Below are 4,815 nucleotides of genomic sequence, written 5' to 3'. Positions count from 1 at the left end.
CGCGGCCGCATCCAGGACGAGTCCATGCATTATGAAATGCTCAAGCACACCGGCGAGCTGCCGATCGTGGGTGTCAACACCTTTCGCAACCCGCATGGAGACCAGGTCCAGGACAAGCTGGAACTGGCCCGCTCGACCGATGAGGAAAAGCAGAGCCAGCTCCAGCGGCTGGAGGACTTCCATGCGCGCCATGCCAACGCAGCGCCGGCGCAACTCAAGCGCCTGCAGCAAGCCGTGATCGACAACCAGAACGTGTTTGAGGTGCTGATGGACGCCGTGCGCGTGTGCTCGCTGGGGCAGATCACCAACGCGCTGTTCGAAGTGGGCGGGCAGTACCGGCGCAATATGTAAACGGCCTTTGGCCACAAAAAAACCCGAACAGCTGGGGCCTGAAGGCCCCAGCTGTTCGGGTTTTTTTGATCGGCGAAGCGCGGGCGGCGCCGGCCGGCCGGTGGCTTAGCCGCCTTTGGACGGGCGCTTGCCAGGGTTCTTTTTGCTGCGGGTGTGCGAGCCGCGCTCCAGGCTGATTTTCTGACCATGGCCAGTGGTGATGGTGTAGCCTTTTGGCGGCACGGGCTTGGGGGCACAGATGTCGGCTTCGACTCTGATTTTTTTGGACATGGAAGACTCCGGTTAAAAATAGCTGAACATGCAATTTTAAGCCACTGCGCGCCCGCACTGATTCGATGGGTTAAACAGCGCCGATCGACCCTTTTGCTGCGGCCCGCCAGCGACGCACGGCCACACGTTTATTTTGCTATGTTTTAAATAGCGTACAGCGTCCGAAGTGCAAGGGCTGGAGCCACTTTTTATCGTTAAACAAGGCGAACATCGGCGTAAAGCCGCTCCACATCGGCCTTGCTGCACAGCCCGGTGCCGGCCGACAGCAGCGCAGCCGAGCCCGCGGCCACGCCGTAGCGAAAGGCCTCGGCCAGACCGGCCTGGCGGCTCAGCGCCCAGACCATGGCGCCGACAAAGCTGTCACCCGCGCCCGTGGCGCTGAGCACCTGCTGCGCCAGCGCGGGCGCGCGCCAGGTTTTTTCAGCCGCCACCAGCAGCGCGCCCTGCTCACCCAGCGACAGCGCGACCACCTGGGCCTGTCCGCTGGCCACCAGCTGCTGCGCGGCGTCACGCCATTGCGCCTCATCAGTCAGCGGCCGGCCCGTCAGCTCGCGCAACTCCCGCAGGCTGGGCTTGACCAGGTAGACACCCTCCTGGAGGGCCTCGGCGAGTGCGGGCCCGGAGCTGTCCAGCACCACCTGGGTGCCGCGCGCCCGCGCCAGACGCACCAGCCGGGCATAGAAGTCGGTGGGCACGCCTGGCGGCAGGCTGCCGCTGGCGACCAGGTAGCGCGGCGGCGTGTCGAGTACGGCAAAGTGGTCCAGGCAGGCCTGCCACTCCTGCGGCGCCAGCGTGGGGCCCGGCAGCACAAAGCGAAATTCCCGGCCGCTGGACGTTTCCGTGACCGAAAAACTCTCGCGGGTTTCGCCGGCAATCTCAATACAGCTGCTGCGCACCTGCTCCTGCGCCAGCAGTTGCCGCAGCTGCTGCCCCTGCGCACCGCCCGCAGGATAAAGCGCCACGCAGTCCGCGCCCAGGCGATGCACGAGGCGGGCCACGTTGATCCCGCCGCCGCCCGGAAAGCGCAGCGGGGCACTGCAGCGCAGCTTGTGGGTGTCGGTCACGGTGGCGGTGGACGTGGCGACGTCGAGCGCCGGATTCATGGTCAGGGTCAGGATGTCGGTCATCGTCAGGCGGCTACATGGTGGTGCTCAGCGGCAAATTGATCAGCAGGTTTTGCGGCTTGAGCCTGAGCACGTTGCCGGCATCCATGGTCAAGCCCAGATAGACGGGTTTGCCGGCCACGTCGGCGCGCATCTCGGCGGGATTGACAAAATCAAGCCGAAACAGGCTGACGAGGCGCTGCATGCGGACCGGCTCGACCGGGCGGTCCTCATACAGATCATTGAGCAGGGCCGTCGACTCGGCATCCAGCCCCACATGCCAGCGCCAGGCCTCGTCATCAATCTTTTGCAACGGCTTGATGGTGACGGCCACGCCCAGGAAATGCTGCACCCACAGCTGCAGCACGCCCGCCAGCGCCTTGAGCCCCGACCGGGCGCGGGTCAGGGTAAAGACCAGGCCGTGGCTCAGGTCGTGGGTGACTTCATGCGTGAGGTCGAGCAAAAACCGGTGCCGACCCGCCTGCTGCCAGTAGTCGGGCGCGTTGTCGTCGCTCAGCACCTGCACGGTGAGGGTGCGCTGCGGCGCCTTGGCTTCCGCCAAAAAGCGCCCAAAGTCGCCCAGGCCACCGGTTTCATGGAGCATGTCCATCGTTTCACGGTCGCCACTGAGCACCTGGCCGCCCTCGGTGCTGATGCGCTGGCTGCGAAACAGCATTTCGCCCGCGCGCAGCGTGTAGGCATCCCCCCGGGCATCCTCCAGCAGGCTGTGCGTGATCGCCTGCACCAACAAATCGATGAACAGCGGCGGTATGTTGATGCGGCCCGCGCCGCCGGCCGCGAACAGGCCCAGGTAATAAGCCTCCAGCGTGCCGGCAGCGAGCAAGCCATCGCGAAAACGCAGAAACAGCGTATAGCTGTCACGGGCATCGCTGTCTTGCAGGGCCTGCAGTTCACCGGGGCTGACGGGCCGGGAAGGCGACGCGGTCAGCGCGGCGTGCAGGGCCAGCTCGGCCTTACAGGATTCGGGCACGGGCGCCAGTTCAGGCCGGGCCAAAAAAAGCCGGAGGTAGTCGTCAGTCGGTTTCAACCAGCCGCGTTCAGTGCGCTGGAGAGTGCTAAATCCACTGGAGGGCCAAAAATTTTGCATGGGCGCAATGGTCGCACATGCAACGTGTTTTTCATGCCCTTCTTTAAATCGCTCCTGTTTTAATAGCTATAAGCACCCGTCCAGAATGCGCCAGAGGCCTATTTATTCTTGAAATGTGCCGCAGGTGGTCTGCGCGCCGCGGGCCGCCACGCTTTACGTGTCGTTTCAGCAGGGTCATAGCGTTCGCTGGTTGATCCGGTCCGCAAGGCATGCGTTCCCGGCATGCCCCTATTTACACCCGGGAATTGGGGGCCTGCCGCGTCGCCCGGCTCAACCGCATTGACCCCGTCGCAGGCTTGTCCAACAAGTAAAACTACCTAAGGGTCTTGCCGGTGGCACGGACTGCACGAGACCGCTAGGATGCGTTAATTGATTTGCGGGACCTGTGTCCGCTCTTGCATGAACTACGCATGCCTGCCCGCGAATTTAAACCCATCCGCCGGAGAATAATTTGTCAGTGGAGTTCATTCTCGAAACAAAAGGTCTGACCAAGGAATTCAAGGGATTCGTGGCCGTCGACCATGTAGACCTCAAAGTCCAGCGCGGGCATATTCACGCGCTGATCGGCCCCAACGGCGCCGGCAAGACCACCTTCTTCAACCTGTTGACCAAATTTTTGCACCCGACTGCGGGCAGTATCGTGTTCAACGGCACCGACATCACGACCGAAAAGCCCGCCCAGACGGCGCGGCGCGGCATCGTGCGCTCATTCCAGATTTCGGCCGTTTTCCCGCACATGACGGTGCTTGAAAACGTGCGCGCCGCGCTGCAGCGCAACCTGGGCACCTCGTTTCACTTCTGGAAAGCCGAAAGCACGCTGTTTCACCTGCATGGGCGCGCCCGCCAGCTGCTGGCCGAGGTCGATCTGCAGGACTTCGCCGACGAGCTGACCGTCAACCTGCCCTACGGCCGCAAGCGCGCGCTGGAGCTGGCCACGACACTGGCGCTGGAGCCCGAGCTGATGCTGCTGGACGAACCCACCCAGGGCATGGGCCACGAAGACGTGGGCCGCGTGACGCAGCTGATCAAGAAGGTCTCGGCCGGGCGCACCATCCTGATGGTGGAACACAACATGAATGTGGTCTCGTCGATTGCCGACCGCATCACGGTGCTGCAGCGCGGCGCCATCATTGCCGATGGCCCGTATGCCGAAGTGTCGGCCAATCCGCTGGTGATCGAGGCCTACATGGGCACCGCGAACACCGAACTGCAGGGGGCGCACTGATGTATGCAGCCCCCACGCTTGTCGCTGCCCGAGCCTTCGGCGGTACGCTGCCCCCGTCACGAGGAAGAGGGGCTAATTTTCCTTGGTGCGGCCCGGCGAAAAATTTCATGAACGGAGCTTCCCATGACTAAAGAACTCCTGCGCATCGAAGACCTGCATGCCTGGTATGGCGAATCGCACATCCTGCATGGCGTGAACCTGACGGTGCACCAGGGCGAAGTGGTGACATTGCTGGGACGCAACGGCGCCGGGCGCACCACGACCATGCGCGCCATCGTCGGCCTGACCGGCACGCGAAAAGGCTCCATCAAAATAAATGGCGAAGAAACCATCAAGCTGGCGCCGCACAAGGTGGCGCACCTCGGCGTCGGTTACTGCCCCGAAGAGCGCGGTATTTTTGCCAGCCTGACAGCCGAGGAAAACCTGATGCTGCCGCCCACCATTGCGCCGGGCGGCATGAGCGTCGAAGAGATTTACGAGATGTTCCCCAACCTGAAAGAGCGTGCCTCCAGCCCCGGCACGCGGCTGTCGGGCGGCGAGCAGCAGATGCTGGCGGTGGCGCGCATTTTGCGCACCGGCGCGCGCCTGCTGCTGCTCGATGAAATCTCGGAAGGCCTGGCTCCCGTCATTGTGCAAAAGCTGGGCGAGATGATTCTCACGCTCAAGGCCAAGGGCTACACCATTGTGCTGGTGGAGCAGAACTTCCGCTTTGCCGCGCCGCTGGCCGACCGTTTTTACGTGATGGAGCACGGCACCAT

General features: G+C 63.3%; 6 protein-coding genes. 3 read left to right on the top strand and 3 right to left on the bottom strand.

Translation table 11 applies throughout. The features are described 5' to 3' along the window. Positions 1 to 351 (top strand): methylmalonyl-CoA mutase family protein (locus Q8K05_RS10130; protein WP_305246497.1); only part of this gene is annotated, 351 nt, incomplete at its 5' end. A 105-nt stretch (positions 352 to 456) separates the two neighbouring features. Here Q8K05_RS10130 and Q8K05_RS10125 read toward each other — a convergent pair. The 3 genes from Q8K05_RS10125 to Q8K05_RS10115 form a co-directional block, all read right to left on the bottom strand. Then, positions 457 to 621, bottom strand: a complete 165-nt coding sequence (locus tag Q8K05_RS10125; protein ID WP_305246496.1) for a hypothetical protein — start codon at positions 619 to 621, stop codon at positions 457 to 459. Between the two features lie 194 nt (positions 622 to 815). After that, a complete protein-coding gene (locus tag Q8K05_RS10120) occupies positions 816 to 1,748 on the bottom strand; it encodes a 1-phosphofructokinase family hexose kinase (protein WP_305246495.1) in 933 nt (310 codons plus the stop codon). A gap of 10 nt (positions 1,749 to 1,758) precedes the next feature. Further along, positions 1,759 to 2,832 carry a DUF6352 family protein gene (locus tag Q8K05_RS10115; protein ID WP_305246494.1) on the bottom strand — a complete coding sequence of 358 codons (1,074 nt, stop codon included), beginning with the start codon at positions 2,830 to 2,832 and terminating at the stop codon, positions 1,759 to 1,761. Between the two features lie 451 nt (positions 2,833 to 3,283). Here Q8K05_RS10115 and Q8K05_RS10110 point away from each other — a divergent pair, with 451 nt between their 5' ends. Together Q8K05_RS10110 and Q8K05_RS10105 are read left to right on the top strand one after the other, a co-directional pair. Then, positions 3,284 to 4,057 (top strand): ABC transporter ATP-binding protein, encoded by a 774-nt coding sequence (locus tag Q8K05_RS10110; RefSeq protein ID WP_305246493.1) that lies wholly within the window; start codon positions 3,284 to 3,286, stop codon positions 4,055 to 4,057. 123 nt (positions 4,058 to 4,180) lie between these two features. Then, positions 4,181 to 4,815 (top strand): ABC transporter ATP-binding protein (locus Q8K05_RS10105; protein WP_305246492.1); only part of this gene is annotated, 635 nt, incomplete at its 3' end.

Origin of the sequence: Polaromonas sp., from assembly GCF_030682935.1 — a bacterium.
Lineage (GTDB): Bacteria > Pseudomonadota > Gammaproteobacteria > Burkholderiales > Burkholderiaceae_C > Polaromonas.
The sequence above is the reverse complement of the archived record's forward strand: the minus strand, read 5'-3'. Positions and strand labels throughout refer to the sequence as shown.